The organism is Eubacterium sp. 3_1_31 (assembly GCF_964249515.1).
In the GTDB taxonomy this organism is placed as follows: Bacteria; Bacillota_I; Bacilli_A; order Erysipelotrichales; family Erysipelotrichaceae; genus Longicatena; species Longicatena caecimuris.
This window is the reverse complement of sequence record NZ_CAXUBY010000018.1, coordinates 14653-32743: the sequence shown is the minus strand read 5'-3', so window position 1 is coordinate 32743 and position 18091 is coordinate 14653. Positions and strand designations below refer to the sequence as shown.

Annotated in this window: 16 protein-coding genes; 6 read left to right on the top strand and 10 right to left on the bottom strand. The window is 37.4% G+C overall.

The features are described from left to right. Positions 1-76: 76 nt before the first annotated feature. The 5 genes from ACESSZ_RS08835 to ACESSZ_RS08815 all read right to left on the bottom strand — a co-directional run bounded on the left by ACESSZ_RS08835 (position 77) and on the right by ACESSZ_RS08815 (position 4865). Positions 77-862: a short-chain-enoyl-CoA hydratase gene (locus tag ACESSZ_RS08835; protein WP_202800583.1), complete on the bottom strand. Its 786-nt coding sequence runs from the start codon at positions 860-862 to the stop codon at positions 77-79. Positions 863-947: 85 nt separating this feature from the next. Then, positions 948-1787 (bottom strand): 3-hydroxyacyl-CoA dehydrogenase family protein, encoded by an 840-nt coding sequence (locus ACESSZ_RS08830; RefSeq protein ID WP_008688788.1) that lies wholly within the window; start codon positions 1785-1787, stop codon positions 948-950. Between the two features lie 87 nt (positions 1788-1874). Further along, positions 1875-2903: an electron transfer flavoprotein subunit alpha/FixB family protein gene (locus ACESSZ_RS08825; protein WP_008688789.1), complete on the bottom strand. Its 1029-nt coding sequence runs from the start codon at positions 2901-2903 to the stop codon at positions 1875-1877. Between the two features lie 12 nt (positions 2904-2915). Continuing rightward, positions 2916-3704: an electron transfer flavoprotein subunit beta/FixA family protein gene (locus ACESSZ_RS08820; RefSeq protein ID WP_008688790.1), complete on the bottom strand. Its 789-nt coding sequence runs from the start codon at positions 3702-3704 to the stop codon at positions 2916-2918. A gap of 21 nt (positions 3705-3725) precedes the next feature. Beyond that, entirely contained in the window at positions 3726-4865 is a 1140-nt protein-coding gene (locus ACESSZ_RS08815; RefSeq protein ID WP_008688791.1) for an acyl-CoA dehydrogenase, read from the bottom strand. Positions 4866-5440: 575 nt separating this feature from the next. Between ACESSZ_RS08815 and ACESSZ_RS08810 the strand changes: the two genes are divergently transcribed. From ACESSZ_RS08810 to ACESSZ_RS08795, 4 genes are all read left to right on the top strand, one after another. Then, the gene (locus tag ACESSZ_RS08810; RefSeq protein ID WP_026006713.1) at positions 5441-6646 is read left to right on the top strand and encodes an acetyl-CoA C-acetyltransferase; all 1206 of its coding nucleotides are present in this window, start codon (positions 5441-5443) and stop codon (positions 6644-6646) included. Between the two features lie 298 nt (positions 6647-6944). Next, entirely contained in the window at positions 6945-7334 is a 390-nt protein-coding gene (locus ACESSZ_RS08805) for a DUF6323 family protein (protein WP_008688793.1), read from the top strand. Beyond that, positions 7331-8596, top strand: coding sequence for a DUF6179 domain-containing protein (locus ACESSZ_RS08800; protein ID WP_331866767.1), 1266 nt, complete (start codon positions 7331-7333; stop codon positions 8594-8596). The genes ACESSZ_RS08805 and ACESSZ_RS08800 overlap by 4 nt, the downstream gene beginning before the upstream one ends. Before the next feature lie 88 nt (positions 8597-8684). Continuing rightward, complete coding sequence (locus ACESSZ_RS08795; protein ID WP_008688795.1) at positions 8685-9743, top strand: lysylphosphatidylglycerol synthase transmembrane domain-containing protein; 1059 nt, start codon at positions 8685-8687, stop codon at positions 9741-9743. Between the two features lie 168 nt (positions 9744-9911). On the opposite strand, the gene ACESSZ_RS08790 is transcribed toward ACESSZ_RS08795, so the two are convergent. Further along, positions 9912-11183: an L-cysteine desulfidase family protein gene (locus ACESSZ_RS08790; RefSeq protein WP_132225176.1), complete on the bottom strand. Its 1272-nt coding sequence runs from the start codon at positions 11181-11183 to the stop codon at positions 9912-9914. Between the two features lie 108 nt (positions 11184-11291). On the opposite strand from ACESSZ_RS08790, the gene ACESSZ_RS08785 reads away from it, so the two are divergent. Continuing rightward, the gene (locus ACESSZ_RS08785; RefSeq protein ID WP_008688797.1) at positions 11292-12179 is read left to right on the top strand and encodes a LysR family transcriptional regulator; all 888 of its coding nucleotides are present in this window, start codon (positions 11292-11294) and stop codon (positions 12177-12179) included. Positions 12180-12247: 68 nt separating this feature from the next. Here ACESSZ_RS08785 and ACESSZ_RS08780 read toward each other — a convergent pair whose 3' ends face one another. Further along, positions 12248-13168, bottom strand: a complete 921-nt coding sequence (locus ACESSZ_RS08780) for an alpha/beta hydrolase (RefSeq protein ID WP_331866766.1) — start codon at positions 13166-13168, stop codon at positions 12248-12250. Positions 13169-13327: 159 nt separating this feature from the next. Here ACESSZ_RS08780 and ACESSZ_RS08775 point away from each other — a divergent pair, with 159 nt between their 5' ends. Continuing rightward, positions 13328-13993, top strand: a complete 666-nt coding sequence (locus ACESSZ_RS08775; RefSeq protein ID WP_331866765.1) for a phosphatase PAP2 family protein — start codon at positions 13328-13330, stop codon at positions 13991-13993. Between the two features lie 279 nt (positions 13994-14272). Here the strand turns inward: ACESSZ_RS08775 and ACESSZ_RS08770 are convergent, their stop codons facing one another. The 3 genes from ACESSZ_RS08770 to ACESSZ_RS08760 form a co-directional block, all read right to left on the bottom strand. After that, positions 14273-14674, bottom strand: coding sequence for a GGDEF domain-containing protein (locus ACESSZ_RS08770; protein ID WP_499842759.1), 402 nt, complete (start codon positions 14672-14674; stop codon positions 14273-14275). Positions 14675-14696: 22 nt separating this feature from the next. Beyond that, the gene (locus ACESSZ_RS08765) at positions 14697-16760 is read right to left on the bottom strand and encodes a transporter substrate-binding domain-containing protein (protein WP_499842756.1); all 2064 of its coding nucleotides are present in this window, start codon (positions 16758-16760) and stop codon (positions 14697-14699) included. Between the two features lie 332 nt (positions 16761-17092). Then, the gene (locus ACESSZ_RS08760; RefSeq protein WP_008688802.1) at positions 17093-17956 is read right to left on the bottom strand and encodes a YitT family protein; all 864 of its coding nucleotides are present in this window, start codon (positions 17954-17956) and stop codon (positions 17093-17095) included. Positions 17957-18091: the final 135 nt, after the last annotated feature.

Here is an 18091-nt window from a genome sequence, read left to right as displayed (position 1 = left end):
CTTTGTATCTCTCATGGTTTTACTTTACCACAAGGAAAAGCGTATACCAAGAGATACGCTTTTTGAAGATGCATTATTATTTGTTAGAGAATGTTTTTTCTTTTACTTTTTCCAAGAAACAAGTCATACCATATGTCTGATCTTCAGTAGCGAAGCAGTTAGAGAATTCTTCCACTTCAATAGCGATACCACCATCGATATCCGTCTGTAAACCATTATTGATAGCTTTCTTAGAATTTGCAACAGCGATTGGTGCATTTGCGGCAATACCTTTCGCCATCTTCATTGCTGTAGCCATCAATTCTTCAGCAGGAACGATTTTGTTTACCAAACCGATTTCAGCAGCACGAGGTGCTTTGATATTTCTTGCTGTATAAATCATTTCTTTGGCAATGCCAACACCAACGATACGTGCTAAACGCTGTGTACCACCAAAGCCTGGAGTAATACCCAAACCAACTTCTGGCTGACCGAAAACAGCATTTTCGCTTGCTAAACGAATGTCACAGCTCATAGCCAATTCACAGCCACCACCAAGAGCAAAGCCATTCACTGCCGCAATAACAGGACAACGGAAAGCTTCGATGCGACGGAATACTTCATTACCGAATTTACCGTAAGCAGCAGCTTCTTCAACGTTCTTTTCTTTCATTTCCGCGATATCAGCACCTGCAACGAAAGATTTTTCACCAGCACCTGTGATGATCAACGCATAAACATCTTTGTTAGCTTCAACTTCATTTAAAGCTTCATTCAATTCTGTTAATACCTGTGTACTTAATGCATTCAATGCTTTTGGACGATTAATGGTAATGGTAGCCACATGTCCTTCATAGTTTACTAAAATAGTTTCCATGTTTATATCCTCGCTTTCTTAAAAAAGTGAATCCACAATTTCAATGGATATAGAAATTATAGATTCACTCGCTTTATCATACGTTTCGAACTTATTTTGTATAGTCGTAGAATCCTACACCAGTCTTCTGACCCAATTTGCCTCCACGTACCATTTTTCTCAACAGTGTACAGCAACGATATTTAGAATCGTGAGTTTCATTGAACAATACGTCCATGATAGCTACTACGATATCCAAACCGATCAAGTCACCTAAAGCTAAAGGTCCCATAGGATGATTAGCTCCCAGTTTCATAGCAGTATCGATATCTTCTACAGAAGCAATGCCTTCCTGCAGGATCGTAGCTGCTTCATTGATCATAGGAATCAAGATACGGTTAACAACGAATCCAGGACCTTCTGCAACTTCAACAGGAGTCTTTCCTAAAGATTTAGAAATTTCGATGATAGCCTCTTTTGTTTCTACTGGAGTATTGATACCAGAGATAACTTCAACCAGTTTCATACGATCTGCTGGGTTGAAGAAATGCATACCGATTACTGGGTGTTTGATACCTTTTGCAATTTCTGTTACTGATAAAGAAGATGTGTTTGTACCAAAGATACAAGATTCTTTACAGATTTCATCCAATGTAGAGAACAGTTCTTTCTTTGTTTCCATGATTTCCAGAACAGCTTCTACTACTAAGTCGCAATCAGCCAAATCTTTGTATTCGCCAGCCTTCAGGTTACCTTTGATTTCAGCAGCTTTATCAGCTGTCATTTTTTCTCTGGTTACCAATTTGTCTAACTTTTTACCGATCTTGTCGATTCCGCCCTGTGCCCATTCAAGCTTAATGTCACATACAGTTACATCATAACCATTTGTAGCAAATGCGTTTGCAATGCCCTGGCCCATTGTTCCAGCGCCGATTACACCAACTTTTTTCATGTTCATTATCTCCTTTTTACCTTTTTTATCTCATATAACAGAGGGGATAGAAATATTTTCCTATCCACCTTCTGCGTATGATTTTAATTATGCTTTTTTCGCAGCGATGATTTCTTCTTTCAGAAGAGGTAAGATTTCTTTTACATCACCGATGAAGCCCATGTTTGCAATAGAGAAGATTTCAGCCTGTGGATCACGGTTGATAGCGATGATCATATCTGATTTTTCCATACCGGCAACATGCTGACAAGCACCGGAAATACCACATGCGATGTACAGAGAAGGACGTACGGTCTTACCCGTCTGGCCTACCTGAATGTCTTTTGATGCAAAACCATCATCAACAACGGCACGGCTAGCACACATTGCACCGCCTAATTCTTCTGCAACTGCTTCTACCATGTCTAAGCAATCTTCAGCACCACGACCGGCACCTACTAAGATATCGCATTTTGTAATATCGATACCTTCCACAACCTTAGCGATTACTTCTTTAACAACAACTTTTGCGTCTGTATCTTTGAAATCAGGTGTAAATGCTACAACTTCACCTGTTCTTGCAGTATCCACTGGATCCATGCTGAATACGTTTGGACGAATCGTTGCCATCTGTGGACGAGTGTCTGGACAAACGATTGTACCAAACAGGTTACCACCGAAAGTAGGACGTGTAACTAATAATAATGCTTCACCATCCGCAACTTTTTCCTGATCGATTTCAATCTTTGTAGCATCTGCAGTCAAACCTGCATTCAAACGAGCAGCAACTCTTGGAGCTAAGTCACGGCCTAATACCGTAGCACCAGTTAAGAAACTGTCTGGTTTATATGTTTCGATAATCTGTGTTAATGTATCAGCATAGAATTGTGTAGAGTAGCCTTCCAGTAATTCATGATCTGCAACGATTACTTTATCAGCACCGTGTGCGATAACATCGTTTGCTTTATCCGTTACGTTGTGTCCTAACAGAACACCAACAACCTGGAATCCCATCTGAGGAATTGATGCTACCAATTTTCTAGCTTCAGAAATTAATTCGTATCCGACGTTGGCAATTTCACCATTTCTCTGTTCAACGAATACGTAAATATCTTTGTATCCTTCAAATTTAGCCATTGTTTTCTCCTCCTATTTCGTAATGATCTGCTTTTCTTTCAGTGTTTTAGCAATCAGTTTTGCTGCATCAGCTGCTGGCATATCGTAAGTTTCCGTTTCAGCCGTAACATCTTTTGTAAATGTATGGTGAACCTTAGTAGGAGAACCTGCCAAACCTACTTTTTCAGCAGGGATATCCAAATCAGCAAAGGTCATGATCTTCACTTCTTTGCTGAAGGAATCAACGATATCATTACAGTTCATGTAACGAGGAGTGTTCATTCCACTTAATGTTGTTAACAGACATGGAAGCTTAGCTTCAATAATTTCTTCAGTATCTTCTAATGACTTACGAACTGTAACACTCTTATCATTTACTTCCATGATCTTATCCACGTAAGTAACCTGAGGAATATCCAGACGTTCTGCTGTCTGAGGACCAACCTGTGCAGTATCACCATCAATTGCCTGACGTCCGCCGATGATCAAGTCATAACCAACTTTTTCAATGGCAGCAGCCAATGTACTAGAAGTAGCACATGTATCCGCACCGGCAAAAGCACGGTCAGTAATCAAAATACATTCATCAACACCACGGCCATACAGTTCTTTCAGCATGCCGCTTGCCTGAGGAGGCCCCATAGAGATAACCGTTACATGAGCACCTGTTGCCTCTTTAATTTTCAATGCTTCTTCAACACCAGCTAAATCATCTGGGTTGATGATACTTGGTACACCAGCACGAATCAGAGTACCTGTTACCTTATCGACACGGATTTCAGTTGAATCCGGTACCTGTTTTACAAGAACGATAATTTTCATGATCTTCTTCCTTTCCTTTTATTATTTCAACATCTGTCCAGAAATAACCATACGCTGTACTTCAGAAGTACCTTCGTAGATTTCCGTAATTTTTGCATCACGGAACATTCTTTCTACTGGATAATCACGTGTATAACCATATCCACCCATCAGCTGGATTGCTTTTGTCGTAACTTCCATGGCAACTTCAGCAGCAAATAATTTTGCTTCAGCAGCTAAGTATGTGTAAGGTTGTCCGTTTTCTTTAGCCATCGCAGCCTGATAAACTAACAGACGAGCTGCATCTGTTTTTACCTGCATATCAGCCAACTGGAACTGTGTGTTCTGGAATTTAGAAATAGGGCGACCGAACTGTTTACGTGATTTCACATAAGGAACAACTTCATCAATTGCACCCTGAGCAATACCTAATGCCTGTGCAGCGATACCGATACGTCCGCCATCCAGTGTCATCATGGCAATCTTGAAGCCTTTACCTTCTTGACCTAACAGCTGATCTTTGCTTAAACGCACATTGTTAAAGATCAATTCACTAGTAGCACTACCACGAATACCTAATTTCTTTTCGTGCTGTCCTACTGTAAATCCTGGCATACCTTTTTCTACGATAAAGGCAGAAATACCATGTGTTCCCTTAGACTTGTCAGTCATCGCAAAGATTACATATACATCAGCTTCACCAGCGTTTGTAATAAAGATCTTTGTACCATTTAAGATATAATCATCGCCATCTTTTACAGCAGTTGTCTGCTGACCAGCAGCATCCGTACCGGCATTTGGTTCTGTTAAACCGAAAGCAGCCAGTTTCTTACCTGTACATAAATCAGGCAGATAACGGTTTTTCTGTTCTTCTGTACCAAATGCAAAAATTGGCCAAGTTCCCAGAGAAGTATGGGCAGATAATACAACACCTGTAGTACCACATTTCTTGCTCAGTTCTTCAACTGCCAGAATGTAGCTCAGGTAATCTGCACCTGCTCCGCCGTATTCTCTTGGGAATGGAATACCGAGCATTTTGCACTCTCTCATTTTTTCAACGTTTTCACGTGGGAAACGTTCGTCTTCGTCGACTTCTGCTGCAAGAGGTTTGACATCTTTTTCAGCAAACTCAGCGAATAGTTTCTTCATCATTTTGTGTTGTTCTGTTAACATGAAGTCCATAAGTGTTCTCCTCTCCTTGAATGTTCTTGAACTAATAGGATTCTTACATGCGCCTATATATAAATAATGTATATAACAGGCGGTATCCCGGCGTTTCGGGAGCCATAATCCATATATAATTTTATCCCTCTTTTTTCCTTTCGTCAACACAATTGTTAAAATTTTAACAAGTTTTAACAGAAACAAAAAACCCGTTTCATTAGCACCCTTTCTTCCTGTATTATCCTTACCTTTCCTGCTTACCATCCCTTTCTATTCATGAAAAGAAAAAATCTTGTATAAGTAGGTCATATCCTTGGCTCTTGATGTACACTTTAGTTAAATGCTTATGCTTTGAATCTAATCTTTTTTGGGAATTCTTAGTATTGTAGTCAAGATGCATCAAAATGATAACGTTTCCTCCTACTTATAAAGGGACAACATCCTAAACTTACAACACCCAAAAGTATGCATACAGAACTTATTAATTTTTTCACAAGCTGTTGACATCTGTATCCTTTTTCGGTATCATATTCATGTATGAAGTTAGTATTCATATCAAGAAAGGTTTCGAAAAAGAAAGACAGGTAGAGAAAATGAAAAAAACTTATGTTGTTAGCGCTAAACGTAGTGCAATCGGTAGTTTTCTGGGTTCTTTAACAACAGTTAAACCAGTTGATTTAGGTGCTACTGTTGTCAAAGCATTACTGGAAGACGCACACGTTGCCCCTGAAAATGTTGATGAACTGCTGTGTGGTAACGTATTAAGTGCAGGATTGGGGCAGAACATCGGCCGTCAGGTTGCATTGGCTGCTGGTATTCCTGAATCTGTTTGTTCACATTCCGTTAACATGGTATGTGGTTCCGGTTTACGTACCGTAATGGAAGGTGTTATGTCTATCCAGACTGGCTTCAATGATATCGTTGTTGCTGGTGGTGTAGAAAGCATGTCAGGTGCTCCTTACCTAATTCCTGCAAACACTCGTACAGGAAACAAAATGGGAGATTTCAAATGTACGGACCATATGATCTACGACGCATTAACTGATGCTATGAATGGTATTCACATGGGTGTTACCGCAGAAAATATTGCGAAAAAATATAACATCACTCGTGAAATGCAAGATGAATTCGGTTATGCATCTCAACAGAAAGCAATAGCTGCTGTTGATAGCGGACGTTTCAAAGATGAAATCGTTCCAGTAGAAGTAAAACTGAGAAAAGAAACTGTGATCTTTGATACTGACGAACATCCTAACCGTAAATCTACTCCTGAAAAAATGGCAAAACTTCGCCCAGCTTTCATTAAAGATGGTACTGTAACAGCTGCTAATGCATCTGGTATCAATGATGGTGCAAGCTTTGTATTATTAGCTAGTGAAGATGCTGTAGCAAAATATAACTTAACACCAATTTGTGAAGTTATCGGTATCGGCCAAGGTGGTGTAGATCCATTGACTATGGGCTTAGGTCCTACTCCAGCAATTCGTCATGCATTGAACTATGCAGGTCTGAAACTGCAGGATATTGAATTAGTCGAACTGAATGAAGCATTCGCAGCACAGAGTTTAGGTGTTATCCATGAATTAGTGGAAGAACACGGTATCGATCGCGAAGAATTCATGAACAAGACAAACGTAAATGGTGGTGCCATTGCACTGGGTCATCCAGTAGGTGCATCTGGTAACCGTATCTTAGTAACATTGATCCACGAAATGATCAAACGTGATGCAAAAGTTGGTTTAGCATCTCTGTGTATCGGTGGCGGACAGGGTACTGCTGTTATCGTAAAACGTCCTTAAGAAATAACGCAAAACATCGGTGTATTTACCGATGTTTTTTTTGTATGTACTTCTATCATACGTTCGTATGATTAAATACTGTATTGAGACTTGTTTATGCCCTTTCTTCAATCCCTGTATCTGCTCTTTTCATCCCGATAAAATAAAAAAATGATGTTTCAACACCATCGACATATAGTTTAAAGATTTTTTTCTCTTATTTGTATTCATATAATACCATAAATTCATCATTTTTTCAAGACTATACCTCGCTTCCTATTTGTGATAAAACTCTTTACATGAAAGGAAGTGATCATCAATGCATACGACATCTCAAGCTTTATCCGTCAATCAAACGCTCAATCAACAACTTCAATCTTATGGATACCATCTGCGTGCAGAAGATATGACAGCCTTAAAACAAAGTGTGCAGCATGCTTGTAGCGCTTTTGACTTGGTAGAGAGTGACTATCACATCTTATATGAGCTGATAAAAGCGCTGGCTGCCTCCCCTTATGCAGATGCAACACGATATTTACCCATGCTTCATGATGCCATATTTTCCTATTATCAATTACGCTCTTTGTTTTCCTGGCAAGTGAATGATGCCACCATACTGCATACCCTGCTTACCTTTCATATGCAATATGGAACATTTGATAAAGTCCTTATAAAACGGTGCTGCAAACAGCTAAAAATACGAAAATGAGCTCTAACATACAAACACAAAAAAAGAGTAGCGACCAGCAACAAGAGCGTCTGGAGTTACTTAAACATTTGATTCAGCTTTATACACACCATAACAGTAGCTGTGTTCCTCGTCACGTAGCAAACGATATGCTTATCAGCATTACTTATATAGCCCATCATGCCACAGATGATGCATCTTTAAAAAAACGTTATGTTCATGGTTTACAACAGTTAGAGCTTTTATGCCATGCTTGCAAACACCGCTTAGCAAAAGTCCAGCTCTATGCCGAATGGTACCCAAATGAACGTCTGCGTTATCTCCTTACCGATTTTTTTCCAACCTATCTCAAACGTTTATCATCGCCTTATGCTCCTTTGTTGTATGCTTTTGAAAAAGAAGATATCGATTATCCATTGCTAGATGGTTTGCCTTTGGAGCATGCAATGTATCATTTACAGGGAATTGATTTAATTTCTCATTATCTGGAACAACTATCTTATGAAGTAGCCTTTCTGAAACCTTTTTATCAAGAACTTCCGATGATTTATAAGCTTTATCAAATGCAGCGACACGTTTCTTTGTTTGAACTAAATCAGAATCTGGTGGAAGTCTTATTGCCTCAAGTATTGTTACATGTATACCTGAAACAATCTTATGGAGTTCAGCTGGATGCTGCTGCTCTTGATGCTTTTAATAAAAGGTTATCCATAATGCGACCACAGGAGCTTTTGCAACAAATGTATCTAAGCTTACAGCCATATCTTGACGAGGATGTATATGTGTATGTGTATGCCTATTTTCCTATTCTAAATCAACGACTGCAAAACGATATGGAAAACCATGCAGAACTTTTTATTTTTGAGGATAACACGCCAAAACAATATACCTTACAAGTAATGACCGCTTGTTTAAATAGTGAATTCACACACCATCAAGAAGTCTTATCTGCTATGACATCGACTACTGAAAAAATACATTATTTTCGAACGCATTTGCATAATTTCCAAGATATGATCGAGATTTGGGATAGTTATATCTTTTCTTTGGAAGAATTAACGGTATTATTTCAATCGTATACTCCTAAGGATTTCGCCATCTTCTTGCGCCATCATTATGCTGAGCAATTTGTCTTTACCGCTTGGGTAACACTTGATGAACTTTTACTGTTGCCAGCAAGTGCAGATTGGGAAGAAGCTTTACATATGGTCCTATCAACATTGTCGAAAAAACAACAGCATATTCTTGAACAATGGATGAATTCTATCAAATTACAATACTGAACAATTGCCTGTTATTGTCTAAAGAATCGTTATATTACTAGCTCTTATTATGAAAAAGGTGTATCCTAATGAAAAAAGAGGAAGTACTATGAAGAAACATCAGCAAGTTATAAAAATTCTGATCTTGACTCTATTTGTCATCAGCATGTTGTATCTTACTTTAAAAGATGATCTGCAAGATATTTTACAATTACTGCAAAACCTCGATTTCTACCATTCACTCTTACTGATCACGGTAAGTTTTATTACTTGCATATTAGGCGGTGTCATCATTGGTATGTTAGGACATAAAGCACAAGATGATTATCGTTTATACAATGGCATTTCTAATGGTCTTGTTTCTTTGTTTCTGATGAATGTCAGTGCTTCTGCGTTTGCTAAAGCAGCACAAATGGTCATGTTCAAGATGAAAAAACTTAAAGCAGATGTTGCTTGCTCTATCTTGGTCATGGATCAGCTGCTTTATCAGATATCTTATTTATTACTTGCTGCATTCGCCATCGCTATCAATTATGATTTTTTGGTGAATCAGTTTATGAAAGAAATCCCCTTTGCCTTTATCGGTTTTCTGATTGGTTTTATACCGCTCATAGCTGTATCGCTGCTTTTCTTTTGGCCCTTTTTGCAGCATCTTCTCATACAGATATTGCTCTGGTTTATGAAAAAGCTAAACCTTCATGTTACGACTGCTTCAATCGAAATAAAACTGGAACAATTTTGCAAATCTTTACAAGCAGTGAATATTTTATATGTACAAGATCGAAAACTGCTATTGCGCATCCATCTAGTAAATACATTACGTTTAATACTACGCCATTCGCTGCCTATCTTAATCGCAATTGCCTTGCATATAGAAGTCAGTCTATATGATATCCCCTTGTTTTTCAGTGCCTCTTTCTTTGTCGATCTCATTTTATCTTCCTTGCCAATCTACGGCAAACACGGTGTAGCAGAAACAACATTTGCACTCATCTTTACTCCTATCGTTGGTAAAGTCAATGCAGCTGCTATGATGTTGTTATGGCGAGTTATCACCTTTTATACCAACACCATTCTGTGTGGTATTTATACGATAGTCACTCCCGATATTAATATTCAGGAACTAAAAGCGCAAAAAGCCATAACAAAAGAATCAGATAAAAGATAAGTTATAGAAAAGAAAAGTCTCTATAATATAAGTACCCTGCTGGCTTTAATCCGTGTTCCTTATTTTTAAAAGACTTTTCCTTTATGAAATCTTTAGCACATAGAAAATAATATATGTATCTCATATACCATCGTGCTTATGATCGTCTGATGTAGTATGTAATATGCCCTATGATATGGATTGAATCATCAAACGGATAATTTCATCATCGCATTCTTTCATGCCATCGCGTGCTAGTTGACCGATGCCTTCCATGGTCTTTTCGATAGAGTCACCCACAATGCCCTCTCCGCGATAAAATTGTTTTCCTTCTTTATACATTGCATACCCTAGGATTCCGGCATCTACTGCTGAAGCTATCTTCGCAGCACAGCTTGGTTTAGCTCCATCACAAAGCATTCCACTCGTAATTGCCAAAGCATTTACGATCGTATGACAAATATGCTCATAATCACCACCACGTAAATATGTAATACCAGCTCCAGCACCAGCTCCGGCACTGACAGCACCGCAATAAGCCGATAAACGCCCAATAAATTGTTTTTGATAAAGCGTTGTCAGATTACTTATGATCAAGGCACGCATCAATTGTTCATGTGAGCTATGCAATTCCTTAGCATAAACCAAAACAGGTAAAGAAGCAGTCATTCCCTGATTTCCACTCCCTGAATTGATGATGACCGGAAGTTCACAGCCACTCATACGCGCATCACTGCCAGCTGCCGCCATTGCTCTAGCTTTAACCTCTACCGCAGTTCCATATGTATGTAATAATACATTTCCAATACCTGCCCCATAATTCCCCCGCAAACCTTCATTGGCAATAGCCTCATTATACGCAATTTGACGTTCTAAGATTTCTTCTACATCTTTAACATCAACTGACATTGCGAAATCATAGATTTGTTTCATCTGTAAAGAATAACCGGTTTCTTGTTGCAGTTCATCTTCTTTTTGATAAATAATTGCTTCATCATGTTTGATGAGAACAACATTCGCATGTGTATTACGTATATGTACAAGTGCATGATGTTCCTCGCTAAATACCTTTACAATAAGTTCCAAAGCACAGCCACTCTGGATACGATGAAGCTGCATATCTACAGTATCCAGAAATTTTTCCATTTTTTGAATATCCTCTGTTTTGACCTTAGAAATTACCTGTAATTTTTTATCTGGATCTCCGGCGCAAATACCGATGGCTGCTGCCGCTAAGATGCCCTTTCGTCCATTGGTATTTGGTACTGTTACACTTTTAACATTTTTGATGATATTGCCACTTGCATATATTTCAACATGTTTCACATCTTCCTGTAAAGTTTTTTGGGCAAGTGCTGCCGCATAAGCGATTGCTATTGGCTCTGTACATCCCATGGCCGGTACCAATTCTGTTTTTAGAATATTAATATATTTCTGATACATACTGTCTTCTTTTCGCATATCCCTACTCCTTGTTGACTTTCCTATATACTTAGTATATCATGTCTTTACATATAGTAATAATTTATATATTTTATACTTCAATTAAATATTTTTTATGGAGGACATATGGATTTCAAGCATCTTAAGACCTTTGTAACAGCCGCACAATTAGAAAGCTTTTCCAAAGCAGCGCAAGCCCTAGGCTACACACAAGCAGCGATAACAATTCAGATACAACAACTGGAAGAAGAATTGCAAACCCATTTATTTGAACGTTTTCCTCGTCACGTATCTTTAACGGCCCAAGGAGAATTATTTCTGCTCCATGCCAATGAAATCTTGCAAGCAAAAGATGCTGCCTGCAACGCCATGAAAACGCAAACACAGCTCACCGGAACATTACGTATAGGAATGATAGAGAGTATTTGTTCTTCCATATTTCCTGTCATCTGTAAATTGTTTCATGAACGCTATCCCGGTGTTTCCTTACGTATTGAAACAGCTTCGATCGATCAATTACTGGATTATATGAATCATAATCAGGTTGATTTGGTATATTTAATGGATCAACAGCTGCAAGATGGGGCATGGATCAAAGTTTTAGAATATCCATCTGATGTTTTATTTGTTGCCCGTTACGATCATCCCTTATGTCAAAAGAAAACAATAACCTTAGCTGATATCTTATCAGAAAAATTAATGCTTACGGAACAAGATGCCAGTTATCGCTATGCTTTGCAGCAACAGGCTGCCCGAATGGGACTAACCGTAAAACCATTTTTAGAAATCGGCAATACTGCCTTTCTTGTAGATATGGTAAAACAAGGCCTCGCAATCTCCTTTCTTCCCCGCTTTAGTGTAGAAGAGGAATTACAGAAAGGTGTTTTAAAAATACTGACGCCACACGATTATCATCTTCAGGTATGGCAACAGGTGTTTTATCATCGTAATAAGTGGCTAACATCACAGATGCAGGCAATGATTCAAACAATAGAAGAAGTAATTAAAAATTAAAAGCTTTTTATGAGTTACTTGGATGATGCAAGTTAAAGACAAGTAAGCCCTCATAAAAAGCTTTTATGCTATGGAAGAAATTGAATCTTATTTAAAAATGATACTACCTCTTCCCAATAAAGATGTGGTTCTAATAAAGAACTATTGGCATGTCTTCCCTTTGGTAAACGTACAACATGATGCAAAGTAGGACAACTTTTTGCTAATTGTACCATCATCGTAATGGGAATAAAATTATCACGTTCGCCATGCAGAAACAGCATAGGAACCTTTGCCTGTGCCACATGATCCATAGGACATGCCTGTTTTAATGTATAACCGGCTTTTGCTCTTAAACATAAAGATAAACAAAAAAGCGGTATACAAGGCGGTACGTGAGGCAACATTTTTCTTAATTGATGGGTTAACTGTTCGCGTAAAGAAGTAAAACCACAATCTTCGATGATGACTTTAACACATCCATTGGTTTCATCAGCACACATCATGACACTGGCAGCTCCCATACTTACGCCATATAAAGCAATATCGGTAGCGTGATATTGCTGTGTTAAGTATTTGCACCATGCGTGAATATCTAAATGATCCAATGCTCCAAAACCAATGACAGTTCCTTCACTTTTCCCATGCCCACGCAAATCAATCAATAACACGGAACATCCCATATCATAAAAGCGTTTCGCTGCCGGTATAAGATCTTTTTTGCACCCCATATATCCATGCACCAAAACGACCCATTTTGTTTTGTGATTTCTGATGATTGTTCCTTGTAACGTTAAATCATCATGACTTTTGATTTGTACATCAATATGTGAAACTTCTTGCTCAAACCATAGATCTTCTGGTTTCTTTTTCCTATGTGAAGCATTTTGGATAATATCAGATTTATCACTCTTTGCATCAAATGCCCGTTGGAAAAAATATCTACCTAAACAATAGGCAGCTACCAACAATATCATCATTATGCCACATCCGATCCACAACCAAAGCATTTCATACATTCCTTTCTTATATTCTCTATGAAATATTTTAACATGAATTGACAAATTGAAAAACAAAATCGTAAAAACAAATGACCTATGATCTATTTTAGTGTATTGTAATCTTAGATAAATTTTTATATAATAAACACATTACGAAGGAGGTATTTCATGATGCGATTCATCAAAAGTTGGCTACATGATCATCCTTATTCCTATGCCCTTTTTTATTTTATTCCATATCTGATAATCTTTGAACTCTTAGAAACTTTTGTCGTTCCGAAATATTATATTCACTGTTTTATCGATGATATGATTCCTTTTCATGAAAGCTTCATCATTCCTTATTTTACCTGGTTTCCTTTATTAGCAATATCGCTTGGTTATTTTCTTTTTCATTCACGAAAAGAATTTCTTGAGCTTTGTTTTATGATGTTTACCGGTATGAGCATTTGTCTGTTTATTTATATGATTTTACCCAATGGATTAGATTTACGTGTAAATATCACACATACAAATTGGTTAGCAGACATCGCACGATTACTACAACAAATAGATACACCGACCAATGTTTGTCCTTCCATCCATGTCGCAAGCACGATAGCAATCTGTTTTGTCGTCTGTCGCAGCCATCTGTTTCAGCATCCTTTTCTTGTGAAAAGTGCTTGCCTTATAATAAGCGTATTCATTTGTATTTCTACCATGGTATTAAAACAACATAGTTTTATTGATGTTATCTTAGGCTTCGCCTTAAGCTGTTTATTATACTATGTCACCTATCATACAAATTGGCAAAAATACTTTATGAAAACCCCCTTACGCATCCTATTCTCATAGATAAGAACAACAATCGAAAACGATCAAGTTTTCGACCTCTTACATCATCGTACGTAAAAACGTATACGACGGTTGAATTCATACAAAACTATGCTTTCATTGCTACTGGTCTAGTAACGATACTCGATCTCTTTTCTTCAAGGTTTTATTAACGTCCCTACAGTGGTCTTTTCACCACCTAATTCTATCCCATGTGTGTCACATGATAAAAAAGATTTCACCATCAATGAAATCTTTTCTTTTTAATCTTCTTCCATAGCATAAACTCAGCAATCTAATTTATGATTTTATGAAATATGCATTTCTTCCGGCTGCTTTCACCTCATATAAAACCTTATCAGCTTTTTGATACAGAATGTTATAATCACAAACATCCTTCGTCATAACAAAGCCCATACTCAAGGTGATATTGGGCAGTCCTTCGATTGTCGTCTGCAGAGCTTTTTGTAATCTTGCACAACCACTCGCTACCGCATTTTCATCTTGTGGTGCCATCAGGAAAACAGCAAATTCATCGCCACCTAATCTTCCTATCAATGCCTTTTCCCCAAATGCTTTCTGCATGACATCTGCGCAATGGATCAACACTTGATCTCCTATGAAATGACCAAATTCATCATTGACCTCTTTAAAATAATCAATATCTAAAACACCAAACGCATACATGCCTTTATCACGCACTAATTCCAATTGTATTTTCTTTTTATGCTGCTGTATTATAAACAGAAGTCAGCGCATCCATCATACTCTTTTTTTCCAGATTTTCACGTTCTGTTTTTTCTTCTTGAATATCAACAGCACGACCGATGGCATACACCGGTCTATCCATGTCATAAACCACCTTCATTACGACATGAAACCAACGCACTTCCTTGTTAGCTAACTGTATCAAAACTTCACGATCCGTGTCTTTCATTTCCATAATGCATTGGAATAAAGAAGATTCATCCTTTTTCTTGTCTGATGAAATATCTTTTGCGTAATTCTCAATTTCATTTGTTTCAGCTAAGAAATTATGCTTATCCCCTAGCTTTAAAATATCTTTTTCATAGTCATATTCAAAAATTATCTCTTGTGTGATCTTGCTTAGCATCCGATAGCGATTGTTTTCTACTTCAATCTGGCGTTTCATTTTCAATTGGCGATGATAAAAATAACTGAAAACAGCAACAATACAAATGATGATCAACAGCGTTATCACCATGCTTTCAATAATATGCTGCTGAATATAATCCCGCAAAGTAAAGGTCGCTTTATCTAGTGAATGCTGATATATATAGGTATTAATATCTTCTTCTTTCAAATTGCGTATGCATTTATTCAAAATACCGACTAGCATATGATCATTTCCATCCACTACACCAAAGCTATAATTTAACATATCTCCTTTTACATCGGCAACACTGATCATAGATCGATATCCCAGCTGATTCATATAGTAGCTGATGGCATAAGAAGAATCAATCATATAATCTGCTTCCCCATCATGAACAGCTTTTAAACAGTCTTGTGTAGAGTTCGCATAGATAACATTGTGTGGATCAATGCGGCTTTTTAAGATTGAAGATAATTCTTTGCGTATCGCCAATTTTTTATTGTCTAAAGCATTTAAATCTGTATTCTTTTGTAAAACAATCTGCAATGGTGCCTTTAAATACGCGTTCGTCACACTCATCGTGTTTATATAGTTTAAGGAATAATCATAATTGATTGAGGCCAAGATATCAATTTCATGATGCAACATACGTTCTTCATATTCATGATAGTTGTCTACAAACTCATATGAGAACTGCAACCCGGTTTCTTCCTTGATGTCTTCTAGTATATCAATCGCCGTTCCCGTTGCCTTATTACCTTTAACATATTGAACAGGAGCTTGATTGCTCATAATCATCACATGAAACGTTTTTGCCTTTTTAATGTAATCCTTTTCCTGCTGCGTCAGAATAACATGATCCAGTTTTTCCTCAAAATATTTCGTATAGAGCGTTTGCTTTAACGTTGGGTTTATTTCATTTAGCTCTTCCATTCCTTTATTTAAATCATGGACAATCTTTGTTTTCCCCTTGGCTACTGCAAAATACATAGGGTCCGGTGAAAAACGTGCAATAACCCGAAAATCACTGGCTAAGGCGATATCCACACTTAATAAAGCATCTGCTTCCCCTTTCTTTACAGCTTCCATCTGCGCAGTACCGTTATTATAATACTTATAGTTCACTTTTAGGCCATTGGTTTTTACATATTCTTTTAATTGGCCATTTCTAATTTCTGCCTTTTTCTGTAAAGCAATGGTAATCTCTTTGCCATTTGCTAGCGTATAGGAATCTAGCCAGTCATTATCTTTATTCACAGCTAATACATTATAAGCGTAGCCATAACTTTCGGTCGGATAATCATACAGCTTTGCAAGTTCATCACTACGACGCATACTGCCAAGCATATCAATTTCACCCTTGTTTAATTTATCTAGCAATTCTGATATTTGTGTGTCTACATCATCGCTTTTACTTTCAATAAATTCATATTCCCATCCGGTATATTGAGAAAGTTCTTTTAAGTAATCATACATATAGCCTGTATAATTTCCTTTTTCATCTTTCATACTTAAGCCTTCTTGAATAGGAAAGCCTATTTTAATTATCTTAGTACTCGCATGTTGCGTTTTTTGATTATTTGCTTGTAAGGCACCATGAAAATTGCCAATTCCCAGAAGGTATAAAAAGATAACAGCCATCATACTGACAATGTAATGTTTTTTCTTCATAGCAACCTCACTTTATCTAGTGTCTTCATGTTCTTATATTATAATACATATTTATTAATAACAGAAGTCTTTTTATATTTTAAATCACATTTACATCACAATTCATGAAATAGGCTCTTTCTTTTAGGCTTTCTTACTTGTTTTAAGGAACTTTTTACACTATGAAACAGATAACGATTTCCTCTGCTGCTTTTCTACATGTCACGAGTAAGTTAACACATGAAGCGAAGATATCGCGTTTGGAAATCGAAATACTACAAAGTGCTTATGATAAATAACGAAAAAAGAATTCCAAGTTGGCATAAAGACCATAATTTTGAAATTCTTTGTTTTTATTCAATTGGTGTCTGATAGAATTTTCCTTCGACGTATTCCGTTTTTGTTACATTGACAAAACTGGTACGATCAATTTCACGGATACGATTTACCAAACCCTTTACCTCCATACTATCAACGACAGTATATAGCATCGTACGCGGTTGTCCATAGTATGTACCGATTCCTTCAAAACGTGTCACGCCATGATGCGTGGTGTTCTGAATTTCCTCAATAACGATATCCGGATCACTGGTTACGATAAAAACGGTCATTTTTTTATAACGCTTGTGTACCGTATTTATAATCTGCGTTGAGCAGAATTGGAATATGATGGAATATAATGCTTTATCCCATCCAAATAAATACCCTGCAACAATCAGCATCACAGCATTCATACCCAGGATATAATTCCATGCTGGCTGATGCGTCTTTTGTGATATCCACATTGCAATAAAATCCGTTCCCCCACTGCTGGCATTACCACGAAGCGCAATTCCTAATGCTACTCCCTGTAAAATTCCACCAAATATCGTAATAAGCAAAATATCCTCCGTGATATTCGTCGTTGGTAAAATTTCAACGAATACACCGGTAAGGATGATCATGACACATGAATAAAACGTGAACTTTTTCCCAACGGTTTTATAGCCAATATAGGCGGGTATAGCATTCAAGGTGAAATTGACAAGGGAATATGATACGCTGATGCCTGCATATTTTTCAAAGCTTCGCTGTATCAAAACAGTCAAGCCGGTAAAGCCACCTGGAAATAATCCTCCTGCGCTGATGAATGTATTAATATTAACAGCACAAAGTAATGAACCGATGATCACACAGCCAATCGTGACCAAATCTTTATATTTTGTTTGTATACTCATATAAACTCCTGCTCCCTACTCTTTACCACGCTTATTATACTATCTTTTTACATGGATGCAAGACTTTGTCGAAATGATAATTTTTACTCTTCCCATCATCGAAAATTCTTACATTTGCGTTATCTTTTTTGTTAT

Coding starts and splice junctions, on each gene's coding strand:
- ACESSZ_RS08830 (WP_008688788.1), bottom strand. CDS start 1,787: ATGAAAAAAGTTGGTGTAATCGGCGCTGGAACAATGGGCCAGGGCATT.
- ACESSZ_RS08825 (WP_008688789.1), bottom strand. CDS start 2,903: ATGGCTAAATTTGAAGGATACAAAGATATTTACGTATTCGTTGAACAG.
- ACESSZ_RS08820 (WP_008688790.1), bottom strand. CDS start 3,704: ATGAAAATTATCGTTCTTGTAAAACAGGTACCGGATTCAACTGAAATC.
- ACESSZ_RS08815 (WP_008688791.1), bottom strand. CDS start 4,865: ATGGACTTCATGTTAACAGAACAACACAAAATGATGAAGAAACTATTC.
- ACESSZ_RS08810 (WP_026006713.1), top strand. CDS start 5,441: ATGAAAAAAACTTATGTTGTTAGCGCTAAACGTAGTGCAATCGGTAGT.
- ACESSZ_RS08805 (WP_008688793.1), top strand. CDS start 6,945: ATGCATACGACATCTCAAGCTTTATCCGTCAATCAAACGCTCAATCAA.
- ACESSZ_RS08800 (WP_331866767.1), top strand. CDS start 7,331: ATGAGCTCTAACATACAAACACAAAAAAAGAGTAGCGACCAGCAACAA.
- ACESSZ_RS08795 (WP_008688795.1), top strand. CDS start 8,685: ATGAAGAAACATCAGCAAGTTATAAAAATTCTGATCTTGACTCTATTT.
- ACESSZ_RS08790 (WP_132225176.1), bottom strand. CDS start 11,183: ATGCGAAAAGAAGACAGTATGTATCAGAAATATATTAATATTCTAAAA.
- ACESSZ_RS08785 (WP_008688797.1), top strand. CDS start 11,292: ATGGATTTCAAGCATCTTAAGACCTTTGTAACAGCCGCACAATTAGAA.
- ACESSZ_RS08780 (WP_331866766.1), bottom strand. CDS start 13,168: ATGCTTTGGTTGTGGATCGGATGTGGCATAATGATGATATTGTTGGTA.
- ACESSZ_RS08775 (WP_331866765.1), top strand. CDS start 13,328: ATGATGCGATTCATCAAAAGTTGGCTACATGATCATCCTTATTCCTAT.
- ACESSZ_RS08765 (WP_499842756.1), bottom strand. CDS start 16,760: ATGAAGAAAAAACATTACATTGTCAGTATGATGGCTGTTATCTTTTTA.
- ACESSZ_RS08760 (WP_008688802.1), bottom strand. CDS start 17,956: ATGAGTATACAAACAAAATATAAAGATTTGGTCACGATTGGCTGTGTG.